The organism is Deinococcus yavapaiensis KR-236 (assembly GCF_003217515.1).
GTDB lineage: Bacteria > Deinococcota > Deinococci > Deinococcales > Deinococcaceae > Deinococcus_A > Deinococcus_A yavapaiensis.
In genome coordinates, this window is the sequence record NZ_QJSX01000011.1 from 107,962 (window position 1) to 127,007 (window position 19,046).

The following is a 19,046-nucleotide window of genomic DNA, read 5'->3' on the forward strand; positions in this document are numbered from 1 at the left end:
CGAGCCGTGGGGGAATGACCTGGCCTCGCCTCACGCGACGAAACCTCCGCAAGAGTACCACGCCGTCCTTGAGGGATACTTAATGACGACACAAAAAAAGCGCCCCTCGCGGGGCGCTTTGAAGAGAAAGGGTTAGTTGCTCGAGTTACGCGGCGCCGGAGTCACTTTGACGAAGTCGACGCTGTTGTTGTTCGTGTCCTTGTCGATGGGGGTGCGCAGCAAGCTCTCCGCAGTCGTAGGGGCAGGAGCGGCCGTTCCTTCGACGAACGCGTTCGTGGCCGTTCCGAAGCCAAGCGAGTCGACAACGAGAGAGTTGCACTTCAAGGCGACGCCGCCACCTGTCCCAGACAAGCCCGCCGTGAAGGCGAGGTCAGCGGCCACGCCGTTGGGAACATACCCGGCGCCGCCGAACAGCAGAAACTTGTTGGCGCCGATGCTTCGGTTGATGTTACTCACGAGGGTGACGTCACTCGTACCCGCGGCGGAACGGTACACGAGGCTGCATCCCGTCAAATCCACGCTCGCGGAGGTCGGGTTGTACAACTCGACGAACTCGTCGGAAGCCGTCGCGCCAGCGGTACGCACTTGGCTGATCAGCACGTAGCTGGCGCCCGTGCTCGGCGCGTTGACGGTCACGGCCTTCGTCTGCTCGGTCGCTTGGCTGTTGCTGTCCGTCACCTTGACCTTCAGCGTGAAGTTGGCCGTGACGTTCGCCTTCGTGATGGTGTAGACGCCGTTCGAAGCTTCGACGATTTGATACCCCGCTCCGGTGTCCGCCTCGAGCTTCGAGATGGTCGCGCCGTTTGCCAAGGTGATGCTGCTGGCGTTGAGCGTCGCCGTGTACGTCTGACCGGACTGCACGGTGCTCGGAGCGTCGTTCAAGTTGAACGTCGGCGCGGCCGGAGCGGGCGCTTGATCAGCGGTGAGGTTCAAGCCGACAAGCACGGAGTCGTGATCGCTGTAGCGGTTGGCAATGCTGCCGTCGAAGGGATCTTCGCCGAGGCACTTGTTGCTGGTCGTCGGCAAGTCGACGACGCAGCCGGGCGTGTTGCGGAACTCGACTTGGTAATCGAAGACGGTCGGTTCGTCGCTGTTCGCGTGCCACTCGGTGATGCCGGTGACTTGACTGCTGAGGCTGGCGGTCGAGAGGGCGTGGTCGAGGTATCCGCTGAAACCGTCGAACACGTACGAGTAGCGCTTCTCGGCGGGAACGCGCAAGTTCAGGCTCTCGAAGCCGCCGCTCGTGAGGACGTTGATGGGATCCTCGGCACCGTAGGAGTTCAAGTCGCCCATGACGAGGACGTCGTTATCCTTGGTGTTGGTCTTGATTTGAGTGACGAAGTCGAGCAGGGCCGTCGCTTGCTCCTTGCGAAGCTGGTTCCAGCAGCCTTGGCCGTCGCTCAGGTCCGCGTTGAGGCCCGTCGCGCTTCCGCAACCTTTGCTCTTGAAGTGGTTGGCGATGACGGTGAACGTTCCGCTCGTGACCTTGTCTTGGAAGGTGGCGGCGATCGGGGGACGGCTGAACACGCTGTTGTTGTCGACCGCGAACGAGACGAGGTTCACACGGCCCGGCTTGTAGATCACGGCGACCTTGATGGCGTCCGTGCCGATCTTGCCCGTTTGCACGGCGGCGTACTCGGTGCGGCCGTACGCGGCGTTGAGCGCGGAGACGAGGTCGTTGAGCGCCAAGTCACCGTTGTTCTGCATCTCCATCAGCGTCACGACGTCCGCGTCGAGGGCCTTGAGGCCCAAGACGATCTTCGTCTTCTGGCGGTTGAACTCGATTTCGTTGTTCGCTCCGCGCAGCGCGCTGTTGTAAGTGGGGTTGAGTTCGTTGAAGTAGTTGAGGACGTTGGCGCCGGCGATCTTGAGAAGCTTCGCCGAATCGCCGTTTCCGAGCACGCTTTCAGGCGCGTTCGTTCTCGGGTTGGTGTTGACGAACGTCGGGGCGACGGTCGGTTGCACTTTGAACGACCCGTTGCCGAAGTACAACACGCCCGTCAGGTTGTTGACCGTGTCGCCGATTCGGCGAAGCTTCTGGGCGCTCGAGCGGTCGATATAAGGAACGGGGTTGGGGTTGGAATTGGCGTTCGCGTCGTCGATCTTGATGCGGTTCGCGAGCAGGTCGGCCGTGACCGCCGCCTGATTGGCGCGGGTATCGGCGAAGTTGGTCGGGTTGAATTGACGGCCCGTGGCCGAAAGAGACATCTCGCCGAACTGCCCGAGTTGAAACGTCTCCGTGATCGTCAACGTCTGCGGAATACGCACGAGCATGCCCTCGTAGCGCTCCAGCGAGTTGAAGGGCGCGGTGATCGTGGTCGCGTCGATGCTCACGGTCGAACTGCACTTGGCGACGGCCGTGATTCCCGTCAGTTGCGTGAGGGTGTTCGGCGCCGTTCCGAATTCGGCGACCGAGCCCGTCACTTGCACGAAGTCCCCGACTTGGACGTTTTGCCGGGTGTTACCGGTGAAGACGAAGATCGCGTCGCTCGTGCTGCTGTCGGCGTCGCCGCTCGCGTCTTGCACGTAGAATCCGCCGATGCCGTTCGTTCGGGTGCTTCCGTCGAAGGTGTACTGCTGATCGGCGGTCACCACGCCTCGAATCGTCACGACTTGACCGACGAAGGAGCTGGCGGCGGCGCTGCCTTGAACGGCGGGAATGGTGCGCAGGGTCGCGGTGGGCGTGGGGCACGCGTCGGCGCTCGCGCGCGGTTCGAACGTCTTGCTGACCGCGACGTCACCGCTCGCGGGCGTCGCGAACGTCGAGGACGTGCTTTCGACGGTGGTCGCCCCGGTGGTCGCCTTGGTGACGAGGGTGTACTCGAAGCCGCGCGGCAAGCTGAGGGTCGCGCCCCACACGCCGCCGCCACGCGGAACGAGTTCGACGACGTACTGGCCTTGCAGCGCTTGAGGACGAACACGCTGAGCGCCCAAGGGCGCGGTGATGACCGCTTGAACGCGCTCGGTTCCCGCCGGAACGCCGGAGATGGTGAAGGGCACGGACACGAGTTCCGCGCCGATGTCGACCGTGACGGGCACGTCGGCCGTTCCGATGACGCGCACCGAGGTGCTCGCCGTGTTGGAGAGGTTCGCCGTGTTGTCGACGGTGACGGTGATGGTCTGCGGGCCTTCGCCGGTGTAGGTCTTGTCGAACGACTCGGTGGCGGACGCGCCGCTCACGTTGCGAAAGGTCGTCGTGCCGTCGCCCCAGGCGACGGTGATCTTGCTCAAGGTGTCGGTTGCGCCGGATTGCGCGGCGTTCACCGTGAGCTTCACGCTGCCGCCGCTGAGGACTTCCGTCTTGTCGAGCGTCAGCGTCGGCGTGGCGGGCGCGACGGCGGTCACGTCGGTGAGAGCGACGCTCACCGAGCCGTCCGCTTCGGACAGGCGGGCAGTCGCGCTTCCCTGCTGGCGCAGGGCGAGGTTCGCTTCGAGCTCGCGGCCTTCCACGAGGACGTTGAGCGCACGGCTCGTCGGAATACCCTGCACCGTGCCCGTGGCGGTCGTGCCGTTCACGACGAGGCGCGCTTCTTGGCCTGCCACCTTCGCCACGACGACGTTGCTCTTGGCGATGACGCCCGTGGCGTTGACCGTGAGGGCGCTCGTGACGCGGTTGAGGCGCAAGTCGACGCCGGCGTTCGACGTCACGGCGACGGTTTTGCTGGCTTTGTACAGCACGACCTTGTCGGCGTCCGTGCCGTCGAAGGCGCGCGCCGTGAAGGTGTAGTTGCCTTTCGGAAGTCCGTCGACGGTGGCCGTGGCCGTTCCGTTGGCGAGGGTGAGGTCAATGGAACGCGTCACGTTCGCCGCGTCACCACCGCTGCCGACCACGTCGAGCGTGACGCTCTTGACTTCGGCGGGCAAGGCGAGAACGCGAACGGACGCGTGGCCTTGAACGTCCGGGGGAAGTTGAGCGTTTTGCGAACAGGCCGTGATAAGCAGGGCGGCGGAAAGCAACGACGTTCGTTTCATTAGGCTCCTTTGAACTGCGCGGTCGTAAGCCTATCAAGAGAAGCGAACGTTCGTCATGTGAACTTCAGGAGAGATTCAGGTTTCGTCCATAGATTAAGAGCTTTTGGCCGAGTTGCCTCGCTCTTCATTTCTGACGCTCCTCCAGAGAAAGCCGTAAGACTCGCGCAATTCACTCGTGTCCAGGTTCCTCATACACTGCCATCACAAGAGGAGGAGCGTATGTCATCGTTCGGCATCTACATGATCGGCATCATTGTCCTGATCGTCGCCTTGTTCATCGCGGGAAACACCTTCGGGTGGCCGCAGTCGTACGTTCTAATCGGTTCCGTCGTCCTGCTCGGCCTCGGCATCATCTTGGGCGTGAACTCCACGAAGCGCCGCGACCCGCCGAGCGGCCCGACACCCTGAGAGAACGCGAGACGAAGGGGACGGCTTACGGCCGTCCCCTTCACTTGTCCGCCGCTCGGCTCGATCAGAGGGACCGCAGAGCGTCTCGCACGATGTCCAAGCCGACGGCCGCCTCGTCCTTCGTGAGAATCAGCGGCGGGCTGAGGCGCCAAGCGCTTTCGCCGCAATCGAGGTTCAGCAAACCCCGCTCGAACATCGCTTGGGAGGCGGCGTCGCGCAACTTCGGATTCGGGCCGCCCGCCGCGTCCACGAATTCCACGCCGATGAACAAGCCCTTGCCGCGCACGTCTCCGATGAACGGAAACTCGGCGCGCAACTTCCAGAACTCGTCCATCAGGAAGTCGCCGACCACGCGGGCGTTCTCCATGAGGTTCTCGCCGCAGCCGGGATGCTTCACGGTTCCGTCGAGCAGGTCGAGGGTCGCCATGGCCGCCGCCGCCGCAACCGGATTGCCGCCGAACGTCGAGCCGTGCGTGCCGGGCGTCCACGTCATGACGCTTTCCTTGGCGAGCATGGCCGAGATCGGCATGCCCGACGCGAGGCCCTTGGCCATCGTGATGATGTCGGGCTGCACGTCGAAGTGCTGGTAGCTCAAGAACTTCCCGCTGCGGCCCATCCCGGCTTGCACCTCGTCGAAGATCAAGAGGATGCCGTGGCGATCGGCGAGCGCGCGCAACTTCGGCAGGAAGTCGGCGGGCGGCACGATGTATCCGCCTTCGCCTTGCAACGGCTCGATGATGATGGCGGCGACCTCGTCGGCCGGAATCACGGTCTTGAACAAGGTGTCTTCGAGGTACGACAGCACCGCGTCGCCCACCGTTTCAGGCGTGGCGCCGAGGGCGGGACGAAACGGGTTCGGGTAGGGAATGTGCGACACGTTCGGCATCAAGGGTCCGAAGCCTCGACGGTACTTCGTCTTGGAGCCCGTGAGCGTCAGCGCGCCGTACGTGCGGCCGTGAAAGGAGCCCAGCGTCGAGATGATGTGCGAGCGGCCCGTGTGGTGCCGCGCGAGCTTCACGGCCGCCTCGACCGCCTCGGCGCCCGAGTTGCCGAAGAATACCCGCCACTTCTCGCCGGGGCGCTCGACGTGACGAACGAGCCGCTCGGCGAGATCGGTCGTGACCGCCTGCGGAAAGTCCGTGAGGCACACGTGCATGAACTTGCCCGCCTGCTCGGCGATGGCCTTCGTGACGTGCGGATGGTTGTATCCGGTCGTGCTCACGGCGATGCCCGCCATGAAGTCGAGCATGGTGTTGCCGTCCACGTCGGTCAGCCACGCGCCTTCGCCATGATCGGGCACGAACGCGAACGGACGCATGTACGACGTCGACAAGTGCGTCTTGTCACGCGCGAGGATCTCGGCGGCCTTCGGGCCGGGCAGGGGCGTTTTCAGGACGGGACGGCGAACGGGGGTGGCGATGGTCATGGAAGCTCCTTGAGGTGGCGTCCGGCGGGACGTCGTTCGGGCGGATTCGTCACCCGCCCGGGCGGAAGGTCGGATTCGTCAGTCGCCGCTCGTCACGGGCTCTTGCACCATGCCGTCGGGCGCGGTGTCCGTGGCGGGACCGGAGTCGCCGACGCCGAACGCCTGCCACTTGTCCTCTCGGGCGTTGAGGCGGTGCTGGATGGCGCCGGGGCGGTGCCTGGACTCGCTGAATTCCTTGGGTTCGATGGAGATGCGCTCGCCGCGCATGAGGCCGTACACGCCCGACTGGCCGGGCTCCTTGCGTTCCCACTCGCTCGGCACGACCATGTCGGGACCGGTGTAGTCCGTCGGCTCGGAGTACGCGGCGATGTACCCTTCGAAGTTGCGCAAGATGAGCTTGTCGTGGCTTTGCGCGAGCACGTAGTTCGGCATGACGGGAATCTTGCCGCCGCCGCCCGGCGCGTCCACGACGTACGTCGGAATGGAGTAGCCGCTGGTGTGACCGCGCAAGCTCTCCATGATCTCCAAGCCCTTGGAGACGGTCGTGCGAAGGTGGCCCGCGCCGTGCACGAGGTCGCACTGGTAGATGTAATAAGGCCGCACGCGAATCTTGACGAGTTCGCGCATGAGTTTTTGCATGATGACGGCGTGGTCGTTGACGCCCCGCAACAGCACCGCCTGGTTTCCGAGCGGCACGCCCGCGCGCGTGAGTCGATCGCACGCCTCGGCGACTTCGGGCGTGATCTCCTTGGGGTGGTTGATGTGGATGTTCATCCAAAGAGGGTGATGCTCCGAAAGGACGTCGCAAAGCTCTTGGGTGACGCGCATCGGCATGAAGACGGGCACGCGCGTCCCGATGCGAATGATCTCGATGTGCTCGATCTTGCGCAGCTCCGACAGCAGACCCGAGAGGACTTTCGGCGCGAGGGTGAGCGGGTCGCCTCCCGACAACAAGACGTCTCGCACTTGCGGCGACTTGCGCAGGTAATCGAGTTGCAGCTTGTACTCGTCGGGCTTGAACGTCTCGGCGGGATCGCCGACGATGCGCGACCGCGTGCAGTAGCGGCAGTACGACGCGCACTGGGTGGTGACGAGCATCAGGACGCGGTCCGGGTAGCGGTGCACGAGGCCGGGAACGGGCGAGTGGCGATCCTCGGCGAGCGAGTCTTCCATCATGGAGTGGAAGGGTTCGAGCTCGTGGTGCGTCGGGATGACTTGGCGCCGGACGGGGCACGTCGGGTCTTGCTTGTCCATGAGGGACGCGAAGTACGGCGTGATGTCGAGGCGGAAGATGTCCTTGGCGGAAATCCCGATGCGCTCGGACTCGGTGAGCTCGAGAATCTGCTCGAGCTCCTCCAGAGAGTTGATGCGGTTCTTGAGTTGCCACTTCCAGTCGTACCAGAGTTCGTCGGGCACGTCCTTCCAGGGGGCGGCGCGATGATTTCTGGGAAGCATGTGGTGGGCACTCGCGGTCGCTTGGGGATGTAGAGGCATGAGCTGTCTCCTTTCGGCAAACGAAAACCGTGGGCAAGAAGGTACGTCGACGTGGCGGTTCCACGCCGCGGTTCGAACGGTCGTTTGATTTCAGTGTAGGAGACGGCCCCTGTCCGAGGGAATGAGGAAGTGAAGGCAAAGTGAGGACGATGACCCCGCCCATCTGACAAGCGTGAGCCCGCGACTTTACGTTTGATAAGATGGGGTGATGAAGCTCGATTCCACGGACATTCGCATCCTCAACGAGGTGCAGCAGGACGCTCGCCTTTCCATGCGCGAACTTGGCCGCCGCGTCGGGTTGTCGGCGCCCGCCGTCACGGAACGCGTGCGGCGCCTCGAGGACGCGGGCGTGATTCTCGGGTACGGCGCGCGCGTCGCGCCCGAACCGCTCGGACGCAGCATCACGGCCTTCATCGGCGTTCAAGACTCCGGTCAGCGCGATCCTCAACTCGTCAAATGGGCCAAGACGCGCGACGGCGTGCTGGAATGCCATTCGGTCACGGGCGGCAACTCGTGTCTGCTCAAGGTCGCCTTGCCCGACGTGCACGCCCTCGAAGCCTTGCTCGGCGAGCTCATCACGATGGGCTTCACGTGTTCGACGAGCATCATCTTGTCCACCCCGCTTCCAGGAAAGATGCTTCTGCCCGTGAAGTAGGCCGAAGGACGCAGGGCGGCGAGGGCGCCTGCGGGTAAGCTGCCGTCATGACGTTTCTCGACACCGCCCGCGTCACCTTCGTCCTCTCGTCCCTGCCCGACGGCACGCCGAACGACGCCGAGTTCTGGTTGCGCACGAACATGCTGAATTGGCATCCGCGTCTCGAGGGCTGGCGATTCGAACGTCGAGGCGACCGCCTCGTGCTGGAGCAGGACGTGCCGATGGGGCAACTCTTGGCGTGCAAGGTGACGCGCGGACGCGGCGACACCGAGGAAGGCGACGCGTTCGGGCATCGCTCGCCGCCGCATCGCCTCGTCGTGACGGGCGACGCGACGCTGAGCATCGACGTCCACGGCTGGCAAGACGCGAAGAAGGACGGCAAGCCTTCCACGGTGTCCGGCCACGTCGACTCGTTCACGCTGTCCTCGCCGGAACTCGGCATGAGCCGGGACGTGCAAGTGTATTTACCGCCGTCGTACGCGTCGGGCACTCGGCGTTACCCGGTGCTGTACATGCACGACGGCCACAACTGCTTCGACGAGGCGACGTCGTTCATGGGCCAGGAGTGGCGCGTCGACGAAACGGCCGAAACGCTCGCGCGCGAAGGCATCGAGGCGATCGTCGTCGCGGTCGCGGTCGGCGCGGAACGCAGTCACGTCTACACGCCGTTCAAGTCGCGCGTGAACGACTTCGCGCCGAGAGCGGACGAGTACGTGGCATTCCTGGCGGAAACGCTCAAAGAGCACATCGACGCGGTGTACCGCACGCTCGCGGGCCGAGCGTCGACGGGCGTCGCGGGCTCGTCGTTCGGAGGCCTCGTCAGCTTGTACGGAGGCTTGACGAGATCGGACGTGTACGGCTTCGTCGGGGCGTTCTCGCCGAGCTTGTGGGTCGGCGACTTCGAGCTCTTCGACTTCGTGGCGCGCTCGTCCGCTTCCGAGACGCGCGTGTACGTCGACACGGGCGACCACGAGGGGGCGGACGTGGACGACGCGGCGAACGTCGTGCGTGGAACGCGCGTTCTCGCTCACCTGCTGTCCGGGCGTACGAAGCAAACGCGGCTCGTGATCGGCGAGGGACACTGGCACGACGAGGCCGCGTGGGCGGCTCGCTTTCCGGACATGCTGCGCTGGTTCGTGGAGGCGTCGCGACAAGTGTAAGGACGAACGTCGCGTTCGAAGCGAAGTGGCAAGCGGTACATCGAGCGCGCTTACCACTCGAAAACTTCCTGTCACACGTCCTCGAACACGTGTTAGCCTCCAGGAAACGCTTTGTTTTCTCGAAAGGAGCTTTTCATGACGGCAACGCTGATGGCAGGTTTGCTGCCCTTCCAACACGAGGAGTTTTTTCCCTTCAAGGACGCCGAGGTCGCGGGTCGCCAACGCGAAGCCTTCGCGTACGTCCGCTCGACGTACGTCGGCAAGACCTTCCCGTTGCTCGTGAGCGGCCGAGCCGTCTCGGACCGTGACACCTTCGAGGTGCGCAATCCCGCCGACCGCGCCGAAGTCGTGTGGCACTTTCCGAAGGCGACCGAGCAAGACCTTCGAGACGCGATCGACGCGGCCACGGTCGCCTTCGAGTCTTGGCGCTTCTCCGATCCGATGCAGCGGGCGAGCATCATGCTCAAAGCCGCCGCCTTGCTGCGCGCTCGGCGCATGGAGTTCAACGCCGTCATGACCCTCGAGAACGGCAAGAACTGGGCCGAGGCCGACGGCGAGGTCGCCGAGTGCGTCGATCACCTCGAGATCTTCGCGCGCGAAACCCTCAAGTGGGCGCAAGGCAAGCCCGTCGAGCCGATGCAAGACGAGCACGTCACGATGGTGTACGAACCGCTCGGCGTCGTCGCCGTCATCTCCCCGTGGAACTTCCCGGCGGCCATTCCCCTCGGCATGGCGCTCGGCGCGATCGCGGCGGGCAACACCGTCGTGTGGAAGCCCGCGAGCGAGACGCCGCTTTCGAGCTACCTCATGATCGAACTGCTTCACGAAGCGGGCCTTCCGCAAGGCGTGATCCAGTTCCTCACCGGCACCGACGACGTCCTCGGCGATCCGCTCGTGGACTCGCCGAAGATTCGCATGGTCGCCTTCACGGGCAGCCGTGAAATCGGCTGCCGCATCTACGAACGGGCGGCGAAGGTGCAGCCCGGCCAGAAGTGGCTCAAGCGCGTCATCGCCGAGATGGGCGGCAAGGACCCCACGGTCGTCGCGGCCGACGCCGACCTCGACGCGGCGGCGCAAGGCATCGTGGCTGCCTCTTTCGGGTACGCGGGCCAGAAGTGCTCGGCGTGCAGTCGGGCGATCGTCGAGGACAGCGTGTACGACGCGGTGTTGCAGAAGGTCGTCGACTTGGCGGGCAAGATCCAAGTCGGTCTGCCCGAGGAGAACGCGCCGCTCGGCCCCGTCATCCACGAAGGAAGCTTGCAGCGCATCCTGGGATTCGTCGAGGAAGGCAAGCGCAGCGCGAAACTCGTCCTCGGCGGCGAACGCGCGACCGTCGAAGGTCGTGACGGCGCGTACCTGCAACCCACGATCTTCGCCGACGTCGCGCCCGACTCCTCGCTGTTCCAAGAGGAGATCTTCGGCCCCGTCCTGACGTTCACGCGCGCCCGCGATTGGCGTCACGCGATCGAACTCGCCAACGACTCCGACTACGGCCTCACGGCGAGCTTCTACAGCAAGGATCCCGTCAAGATCGCCGAGGCGCGCCGTCTCATGCACGTCGGCAACCTCTACGTCAACCGCAAGTGCACGGGCGCCATGTCGGGCACGCACGCCTTCGGCGGCTACAACATGAGCGGCACGAACGCGAAGGTCGGCGGTCCGGACTACTTGTTCTGGTTCGTGCAGACGAAGACGATCGCCCAGAAGTACTGACATGACGAACACCTCGCAACCGCTCCTGACAGGCCCTTCGCCCGAAGCCCTCGAACGCCTGCTCGACGAAGGCAGCGAGTTCGTCGCGCCCAGCCGCTTTCTGGAAGGGTTGAGCGCGTACGACGCTTGTCGGCGCGTGCCGGGCGCGCCGCACACGATCGCCGAGATCGTGGCGCACCTGCGCTATTGGCAGGTGTACTTCCTGGCCGTCGCGCGTGACGAACGACCGACGCCGCCCGCGCACGCTTCGGAAGGCTGGCCCCAGGTGACGGAAGCCGAGTGGGACGCTTTGCGGGGCGCCTTCCTCGCGGGCTTGGCGCAGACCAAGCGCTTGGCCCGCGAAGGCGATCTCGCGCGGGTCGTGCGAGACCGCGAGACCCTCGGCTACAAGCTCGCGAGTCACGCCGGACACAACGCCGTTCACGTCGGGCAAGTCATCCTCTTGCGCCGCATGCTCGGCGCGTGGCCGCCCCCGAGCGGAGGTGATACGTGGTGAGCAGCGTTTTCTACCGCTCCGTCAAGCACTACCCGACCGCCGTTCGCGGCGAAGGCGTGTACCTCTTCGACGCCGCGGGCAGGAAGTACCTCGACGGAGCGTCCGGAGCGCTCGTCGCGAACATCGGGCATGGAAACGCGAGCGTCGCCGACGCGATGGCCGCGCAAGCGCGAACGCTGGCCTTCGTGCACGGCAGTCAGTTCACCTCGGAGGTATTCGAGCGGTACGCCTCGCGGCTCGCGGACCTTCTCCCCTTTCCGGGCTACCGCTTCTGGGCGTGCTCGGGCGGCTCGGAAGCGATCGAAAGCGCCGTGAAGCTCGCTCGCCAGTACCACGCCGAGCGCGGCGACACGAAACGGTTCAAGATCGTCACGAGGCGCCCCAGCTACCACGGAGCGAGTCTCGGCGCGCTCGCCGCCTCGGGAATGGGCGCGCGGCGCGAGTTGTATCTGCCCTTGATGAACGACGACGCTTTCCCGAAGATGCCGAAGCCCGACGCCGCCCTGAACGGCGACGAGGACGCGCGACGACTCGAAGCGGTGCTGCACGAAGCGGGCCCGGAAACGGTCGCGGCGTTCATCGCCGAGCCGATCGTCGGAGCGTCCGACGCGGCCCTCGTACCGAGCGCCGGCTACTACGAGGAAGTGCAGCGCATCTGCCGAGAGCACGGCGTCCTGTTCGTCGCCGACGAGGTGATGAGCGGCATGGGGCGCGCGGGCACGACCTTCGCGATTTCGCAGTGGAACGCGCGGCCGGACATCCTCGTGCTGGGCAAGGGCTTGGCGGCGGGATACGCGCCGCTCGCCGGACTGCTCGCCTCGCCCGACGTGTACGGCGCCGTCATGCAAGGCTCGGGCGCGTTCAAGCACGGCTTCACGTACGCGGGCCATCCCGTGAGCCTCGCGGCGGGCGAGGCGGTCCTCGACGTCATCGAGGAGCAGCGTCTCGTCGAGAACGCGCGCGAGCGAGGCGCGCAACTGCTGGCGGGCCTGCACGATCTTCGAGCGGAATTTCCCCAGCTTCTGCAAGCGAGGGGGCGCGGGCTCATGCTCGGCCTCGTCCTCGGGGATCCGGAATCGGGGCAAGCGTACGACACGCCCGGTCTCGCCGATCGGCTCGCGACGGCGGCGTTCACACGAGGGCTGGTGACGTACCCTGGCAGCGGTGCCGTGGACGGCAGACGCGGCGACCACGTCCTGCTCGGGCCGCCCCTCACGATCACCGCACAAGAAGTCGACGAGATGCTGGGCTTGCTCCGCCTCGCCTGCCGCGACGCCTTGACGACGTCGGTCGTCGCGCGCTGATTTCCAAACGGCGCGAGAGCGGCCAGGGGTTCACTCTCCCTGGCCGCTCTCGCGCGTCGCTCGCTCGTTCAGCCCGGAACGCTCTCCAGGCGAATGCTCGTGGCGCGTCTGAGACCCGCGATGGGCACGCCGCGTTCGTCGAGCACGTCGAGGACGATGTCGTACGTGAGGGTGCGCTCCTCGTTGTTGTACAAGTTCACGGTGGGCGCGCGACCGAAGGCCGTCGCGACGGTACGTCCGTCTCTGGAGATCGTCCAGCGCAAACGCTCGTCACGCGTCGCCGTGCCGTCGGCATTCGTGGCCCGTCCGATGAGCTGGACGGGGAGGTACCAACCTCGGGCGTCTCGCAGGTCCACCATCACGGTGGTGCCGACGCTCGGCGCGAGGATCTGCGCGGAGTTCGGTGCGGCCGTCGCGGGAACGACGTTCACCATCACGGTGGCGCTTGCGGAAACGGCCGAGCAGCCTCGACCCACGAGACGAACCGTGCGCGAACCCGTCGTCGTGTACGTGCGCGTCATCGTGCCGCCCGAGGCGACCGCCGTACCGTTCTCGAGCCACGTCAGGGACGACGCGGGCAAGGGGGCGCTTCGGCCGAGACCGGGGCTGTCCGTTCCGAAGCCGTTGAACGTCACGGGTGAACCGACCGGGACGGACACGCTGGCCGCCGGGGAAGTGATCGTGACGCTGGGAAGTTCGCACACGTCGCCGAGCACGCTGGAGACGGCGAGGTTGGCGTTCACCCAGCGCGGAACGCGCGAATCGGGGCTGCCCGTGTGAGCGGTCGTCATGAGGATCCGCTCGACCTCGTTGGCGCTCAAGGAGGGATTGGCGGCCTTCACGAGAGCCGCGACGCCGGCCACGAAGGGACTGGAGAAGCTCGTTCCGCTCAAGCGCGAGACGCTCGAAGGGCCGCCCGCCGTGTTCGAGCCCAGCCAAAGGTCGAACGGCGCGAAGATGTCCACGGTTCCACCCGAATCGCCGGAGCGCACCTGCCCGAAGTTCGACCCGCCGCCTTCGCGCGCCTTGCGGTTCGTATTCCAGTCGAGTCCGCCCACGCAGATGACGCCGTCGTTTTCGCACGGCACGACGTACAGAGCCTCGTACGGCAGTTCGATGGAGCCCAGGCGCGCCATGGCGTCCACGTCGATGCCTCGGTTGCCCGCCGAGACGAACACCAGCATTCCGGCGCGCCGCAAGCTCGAGAAGAACACGCCGAAGGCGTCACCGACCGGCGTGAGGAGCGGATCGAGTTCGAACGCGAAGCTCGCGTTGACGATGAAGGGCCGTTCGGACAACGCGGCAGGCAACGCCAGGGTGAAGTACCGCATGAGTTGCGCCACGTCCGCCGAGGGGCTTTGCGCCATCAGGAGGTCCACGACGGGAGCGCCCGGACCCGCCGCGCCGAAGTTGTTGTCGAGCTGCCCGGCGAGGGCTTGCACGACGTGGGTTCCGTGGAATTCGCAGCCGGGTCCGGTGTTGCATCCCCACGTGTTGGGACGTCCCCAAGCGTCGGCGGGAAACAGGGTGCGGCTCGCGGGGTAGTCCGCGTTGAGGTTGAAGCCCGCGTCCATCACGAGGACCTTGACGCGGTTCGCGCCCGCCGCCGAGTCGTTCTCGCCGAGCACGCCGCGCAAACGCAGCTTGCGCCAAGCCTCCGTCACGCCGATGTCCATCGTCCCGCCCGAACGCAGGTACGGCCACGAGAACGCGTTCGGCGAGAACTCGCCGTCGACAGGACTCGCGAAGGGTCCGTCGGTCGCTCGGCGATCGGCGACGCTTTGAGACGTGACGAGCGGGTTGACACTCACGTCCAGCCCGTTGGCTTTTTCCTGAAGGGCCAACGCCACGATGCGCAGCGTCGCTTCGTCGGACGCGACGAGGGACCCGGTGACGCTCGGAACGAACTTGCGCGCGAGTTCCGGAAGCAACTTGGCGTCCACGTTCGACGTGTCGACCCGCACGAGGTATTGCGCCGGCATGTCGAGCCCGGCCTTGCGAAAGTCGGTGCGGGTCAGGACGTCGCCGTTCCAGCGCTGCACGAACGCCTCGAGGGCCGCCTTGTCGTCGGTGCGGACGATGACTTCGTCCTTCACGAGGTCGGTGCTCGCGCCGCTCGCGCCGATCACGCGCCCGACGAGGCGGGACGGCCCTCCGTCGACGCCTTCAATCTTCGAGACAGCGGGCTGCACTTTCGAGTTGACGGCCAGCGTGGCGAGCGGAACGTCCGTGGCGATCACTTTGACCGTCGCAGGTTGAGAGAAAGCCGGCGCGTCCTTCTGGGCGTGCGCGGTCGCGGCGAGGCTCAGGGTGATCGTCAGGGCCGATGCGAGGATGCGGTGCATGGGGAACCTCCGGAATCCGCCGAAGCGGTCTTGACGAAGCGTGCGAGGGGCCGTCGGGGCGTGGTGTCGGGATCGGTCGTTCATCTCGTTCTCCTTGTGGAGGCAAGGTACGCGGGGAGCCCTGAACGACCCATGAACGAGCCCCGAGCCGTGAAGGCTCGGGGCTCGGGAAGCGCTGCAGTCAGCGAAGCTTCTTGCGTTCCTCCACGGCGAGTTTGTCGACGCGTTCGTTCTCGCCGTGACCCGCGTGACCGCGTACCCAAACGAAGGTGAGTTCGTGGACGCGGGCGAGGGCGATGAGTTCCTCCCAAAGGTCTTGGTTCTTGACGGGCTCGTTCGCGGCCGTCTTCCAGCCGCCTCGCATCCACTTCAAGATCCAGCCGTCCGTGAAGGCTTTGCGCAGATACTGCGAGTCGGTGACGACGCGAACGACGCAGGGGCGCTTGAGGGCCCGCAGTCCTTGCAGCAACGCGGTGAGTTCCATGCGGTTGTTGGTGGTGTCGCGCTCGCCGCCCGACAAAAGGAGTTCCTTGCCGCTCGACTTGAGGATCGTGGCCCAGCCGCCAAGGCGGGCGGTGGTGTCGCAAGCGCCGTCGCAGAAGACTTCGACCGTGCTTCCCACGACGGGCTTCGGCGGTTGAATGCACGCCTTGATGGGAAGCAGGTCGCGCGCCGAGTCCTGTTTTGGGCGAAACGGTCGGTTCATTCGCGCAACTCTAGTGAGGCGAGGCGCGTACTGTCAAGCAAGATGCAGCCTTCTCCCCTCACCGATCACGTGCCGTTGGAGCATCGTTCGTTCGCGGCCGTCGAGCACCTCGCGCCCCTCTTGGCGTTGTTCTTGCCGATGTTCGGAAACGTCGTCGGGGCGCTCGCCGCGTGGTTGCTGCTGCGAGAACGTCACCCCGTGCTGGACGCGCAAGGCAAGGAGTCGTTGAACTTCCAGTTGTCCTTGACGCTGTACTCGCTCGTCGGAGCGGGCATCGTGTTGTTCACGTTCGGACTCGGGTTGCTGTTGCTGTGGCCGGTGTTCGCGGTATTCTACGTGATGCAGTTCGTGGTGATGATTCTCGCGGTGGCGTCGACCTTGAACGGCAAGCCGTACCGCTACCCGCTTTCGATTCGCTTCGTGCGTTGAACGCCGCGCCTTCGGAAAGCTAACTGCGGCGGTCAAGCGTCTCGCCGCAATCGACCGCTTCGCCACCACGCCGCCGCGTACAGCACGATGCTCACGACGAACACCGAGCGGTAACCGAAACGGTCGGCGAGAAAGCCGCCGATCACCGGGGCGAACAGGGCCGCGCCGACGAGGGTGTTGAGCGTGCCGATGTAGCGTCCGCGCCGATCGGGGGGCGCGAGGTTCAGCAGGTGGTTCGTGTGCCCGAGGTTGAAGCCGGTTCCGGCGACGCTCGCGGAGACGAACACCAGCAGATACAAGAACGGCAGGTCGCCGGGAACGACGAGGGCGAGCAGCGGAGCGGCGAGCGCCACCACGGCGGCCATGCGGATGATGCGCCGCGAGCCTCGCCGCTGTGCGACGCGCGTCCACAAGATGTTCGACAAGGGCGCCGCGCCCGACAGGGCCATCAGGAACACCCCCAGCATGGACGACGGCATGCCGAGCTCGCGCAGCGCGAACACGGCGTAGAAGGGATCGCCGAGCGACGCGAAGGCCAGCAGGAGCCGCACGCCGAGAAAAGCGCGGAAGTGAGGGTCCTCGCGAAGCGTGACCGGGATGGCGGCGAGTTCGGCTTTCACGTTCGACGGGGGAAGCGGCGGATCGGGCTGCTCCTTGATGCGTCCGAACAGGGCGTAGCCGACCGTGTACGCGACCGTGCCGAACGCGAGGAGCACGGTGTAGTTGTACGGAAACGGGATGGGCGACGCGAGCACTTCGCGCACGACGAGCCCCGCGAGAAACGCGAGGATGCCTCCGAAGAGATTGCGTGTTCCGAAGAACGCGGCGCGCTTGGGCGGCGCGATGACCTTGCTGACGACTTCCAAAAAGGGCAGGCCGGACACGCCCGACGCGAGGGCGTTGACGATCATGCCGAGCAGGAAGCTCACGAGCAGCAGGGACGGATTCGAGATCAGCAGCACCGTCGACGCGACCATCCACAAGTAGCTGAGCGTGCGAATCGTGGCGGCCGAGCGGTACACGGGCAACTTGTACGGTTTGGCTCGAATGAGGGCGGCGACGAGGATCTGCGGAAGCATCCACCCACCGCCTTGAATGGCGGGCAACAGCCCGATGACGGTGTTGGGAGCGCCCAGCTTGCTGACGAAGGCGGCGAGGACGATGCTGGAGTTGAAGAACCCGTCGCCGATGTAGACGATCCAGCCGTTCAGAACGCCGAGACGGTAGTTGGAATCGGCCCATTCGGACGGCGCGGGCAAGCGGAGGCGGCGCACCGCGCCATCCTACACCCGTCAGGCGGGCGTGCTGCCGCGCGTTTCGCCGAGCGCGCGCGCGAAACCGTCGAAGGCTTCGGGCGTCGCGAGGACCATGAGCTCGTCGCCGCCGCGCAGCACCTGACCGGGGCGCGAGAGTTGCACTTCGCCGCCGCGCACGACCGCCACGAATTCCAAACCGTCGGGCCACACGACCTGCTCGGCGGGCAAGTCCGCCCACGCGTTCGGAAGGGGCAGGCGGTAGAGCTGCTCGGCGAGCATGGATTCGGGCAGCGCGGGCAGCGGTTCGTCATCCTCGATCGGCGTCGGCGCGGGCAGGGCGCCGTGCGCGGGACTGTCGGCGCGGCGGCGGCGTTGTGTCAACACGATGCTGGATTCGCCGCTCACCGCGTGCGCGAGGAGCGTCGCCGTGAGCAGGGCGGGCAGCAGGGCGTCGCCGCTCCACGTGGCGAGCAGCAGCGTCGCCGCGACGGGCACGTTGTGCGACGTCGTGAGGAAGGCGGCGGCTCCGACGAGGCCGGCGGCGACGGGATCGAGGCCGAGGCTCGGCAGCATGACGGCGAGGCCCACGCCGAGCAGACCGCCCGCGCTCAAAGACGTCAACACCGTGCCGCCGAGGGCGAGCCAAGTCACGGCGAGCAGCAGCGCGACGCGAACGAGTCCTTGCGACACCGCCTCGGCGCCCGCGAAGCCGCTGAGGCCAAGCTGCCACCAACCGCTGCCGTCGCCGAAGGCTTCGAGCATGAAGTACACGAGAACGGCCGACAGCAAGCCGAACAGGAACGCGCCGCCGACGAGACCGTACCGCCAGCGATCGCTCGACGGCACAACGGCCCGTACCGTCGCGACGAGGAGCGCGCCGAAGCTCACGACGAGGCCAAGCAAGGCGTACAGCGGCACTTGAACGAGCGTCGGCAGCTCGAGCAGTTCGGGCGTCACGAGCGGCGAGAAGCCGAAGAGCGTGCCGTAAATGGCGTACGCCGTCACGCTGGCGAGCACGGCGGCCAGCAAGACCTCCACCTCGAATTCGAAGCGGCGGTACAGCACTTCCACGATCAGCAGGGCGCTCGCCAGCGGCGCGTGCAAGACGAGCCCGAGCGCGGCGGCGACCGACGCGAGCCCGAGCGTGCGCGCTTCGAGGGGGTTGAGGCGCGCGATACGGCTCAGCACGCTCGCCGAGAGGTTGCCGAGGGCCGTGAACGGACCGTCACGTCCCACGGCGAGCCCCGACGAGTAGGCGAGCAAGGTGGCGCCGAGTTCGCGTCCGCGTTGCACGAGCGGCTCCGTACGGCTTTCGTGATAAGCGCGCACGGCTTCCTCCAGCGGGTCACTCGTTCGTCCGCGTAGCCAGACCGCCAACGCGGCGAGGATCGGCAAGGCCAGCAGGCCCCACGGCAGCGTGCGAAGCGTGAGGCCGACGTCCGGAGACGCGAAGCCGCCGAACGCCTGCAAGAAGCCGCCTTCGCCGGGCGTGCCGGGTGGGCGAAAGCCGATCACGCGGGCCGAGACGTCTCCGAGAACGTCGAGCAACGCCCGCAAGCCGCTGCCGAGCACGCCCACGAGCGCGCCCGCCACGAGGCTGTACACGACGACCCGGCTCGTTTCGAGCCGGGTTCGGACGCTGCGGGGCAAAGAGGGACGCACGGTGTTTCACAGCATAGAAG

At 66.0% G+C, this 19,046-nt stretch carries 14 protein-coding genes; 7 read left to right on the plus strand and 7 right to left on the minus strand.

Going from position 1 to position 19,046, the window contains the following annotated elements:
• Window positions 1-132: 132 nt before the first annotated feature.
• On the minus strand, window positions 133-3,972 hold the full coding sequence (locus DES52_RS14325; RefSeq protein ID WP_110887506.1) for an ExeM/NucH family extracellular endonuclease: 3,840 nt from the start codon (window positions 3,970-3,972) through the stop codon (window positions 133-135).
• 219 nt (window positions 3,973-4,191) lie between these two features.
• Between DES52_RS14325 and DES52_RS14330 the strand changes: the two genes are divergently transcribed.
• A complete protein-coding gene (locus DES52_RS14330) occupies window positions 4,192-4,380 on the plus strand; it encodes a hypothetical protein (RefSeq protein WP_110887507.1) in 189 nt (62 codons plus the stop codon).
• Window positions 4,381-4,444: 64 nt separating this feature from the next.
• Here the strand turns inward: DES52_RS14330 and DES52_RS14335 are convergent, their stop codons facing one another.
• Window positions 4,445-5,806 carry an acetyl ornithine aminotransferase family protein gene (locus DES52_RS14335; protein ID WP_110887508.1) on the minus strand — a complete coding sequence of 454 codons (1,362 nt, stop codon included), beginning with the start codon at window positions 5,804-5,806 and terminating at the stop codon, window positions 4,445-4,447.
• 78 nt (window positions 5,807-5,884) lie between these two features.
• Window positions 5,885-7,300, minus strand: a complete 1,416-nt coding sequence (locus tag DES52_RS14340; protein WP_110887509.1) for a KamA family radical SAM protein — start codon at window positions 7,298-7,300, stop codon at window positions 5,885-5,887.
• Window positions 7,301-7,508: 208 nt separating this feature from the next.
• On the opposite strand from DES52_RS14340, the gene DES52_RS14345 reads away from it, so the two are divergent.
• The 5 genes from DES52_RS14345 (at window position 7,509) to DES52_RS14365 (ending at window position 12,628) form a co-directional block, all read left to right on the plus strand.
• Window positions 7,509-7,955 carry an Lrp/AsnC family transcriptional regulator gene (locus tag DES52_RS14345; protein WP_110887510.1) on the plus strand — a complete coding sequence of 149 codons (447 nt, stop codon included), beginning with the start codon at window positions 7,509-7,511 and terminating at the stop codon, window positions 7,953-7,955.
• Window positions 7,956-8,002: 47 nt separating this feature from the next.
• Window positions 8,003-9,115, plus strand: coding sequence for an alpha/beta hydrolase (locus tag DES52_RS14350; RefSeq protein WP_110887511.1), 1,113 nt, complete (start codon window positions 8,003-8,005; stop codon window positions 9,113-9,115).
• Between the two features lie 135 nt (window positions 9,116-9,250).
• Window positions 9,251-10,828: an L-glutamate gamma-semialdehyde dehydrogenase gene (locus tag DES52_RS14355; RefSeq protein WP_110887512.1), complete on the plus strand. Its 1,578-nt coding sequence runs from the start codon at window positions 9,251-9,253 to the stop codon at window positions 10,826-10,828.
• Between the two features lies 1 nt (window position 10,829).
• Window positions 10,830-11,324 (plus strand): DinB family protein, encoded by a 495-nt coding sequence (locus DES52_RS14360; protein WP_110887513.1) that lies wholly within the window; start codon window positions 10,830-10,832, stop codon window positions 11,322-11,324.
• Window positions 11,321-12,628: an aminotransferase family protein gene (locus tag DES52_RS14365; protein ID WP_110887581.1), complete on the plus strand. Its 1,308-nt coding sequence runs from the start codon at window positions 11,321-11,323 to the stop codon at window positions 12,626-12,628. The genes DES52_RS14360 and DES52_RS14365 overlap by 4 nt, the downstream gene beginning before the upstream one ends.
• A gap of 68 nt (window positions 12,629-12,696) precedes the next feature.
• On the opposite strand, the gene DES52_RS14370 is transcribed toward DES52_RS14365, so the two are convergent.
• Complete coding sequence (locus DES52_RS14370) at window positions 12,697-14,973, minus strand: S8 family peptidase (protein ID WP_170131063.1); 2,277 nt, start codon at window positions 14,971-14,973, stop codon at window positions 12,697-12,699.
• A 181-nt stretch (window positions 14,974-15,154) separates the two neighbouring features.
• Window positions 15,155-15,679 carry a ribonuclease HI gene (rnhA, locus tag DES52_RS14375; RefSeq protein WP_110887515.1) on the minus strand — a complete coding sequence of 175 codons (525 nt, stop codon included), beginning with the start codon at window positions 15,677-15,679 and terminating at the stop codon, window positions 15,155-15,157.
• A 42-nt stretch (window positions 15,680-15,721) separates the two neighbouring features.
• On the opposite strand from rnhA, the gene DES52_RS14380 reads away from it, so the two are divergent.
• Window positions 15,722-16,108 (plus strand): DUF4870 domain-containing protein, encoded by a 387-nt coding sequence (locus tag DES52_RS14380; RefSeq protein ID WP_110887516.1) that lies wholly within the window; start codon window positions 15,722-15,724, stop codon window positions 16,106-16,108.
• A gap of 32 nt (window positions 16,109-16,140) precedes the next feature.
• Here DES52_RS14380 and DES52_RS14385 read toward each other — a convergent pair whose 3' ends face one another.
• Window positions 16,141-17,382 carry an MFS transporter gene (locus DES52_RS14385; RefSeq protein ID WP_245901013.1) on the minus strand — a complete coding sequence of 414 codons (1,242 nt, stop codon included), beginning with the start codon at window positions 17,380-17,382 and terminating at the stop codon, window positions 16,141-16,143.
• Between the two features lie 18 nt (window positions 17,383-17,400).
• Window positions 17,401-19,026, minus strand: a complete 1,626-nt coding sequence (locus DES52_RS14390; protein ID WP_110887517.1) for a chloride channel protein — start codon at window positions 19,024-19,026, stop codon at window positions 17,401-17,403.
• Window positions 19,027-19,046 lie beyond the last annotated feature (20 nt).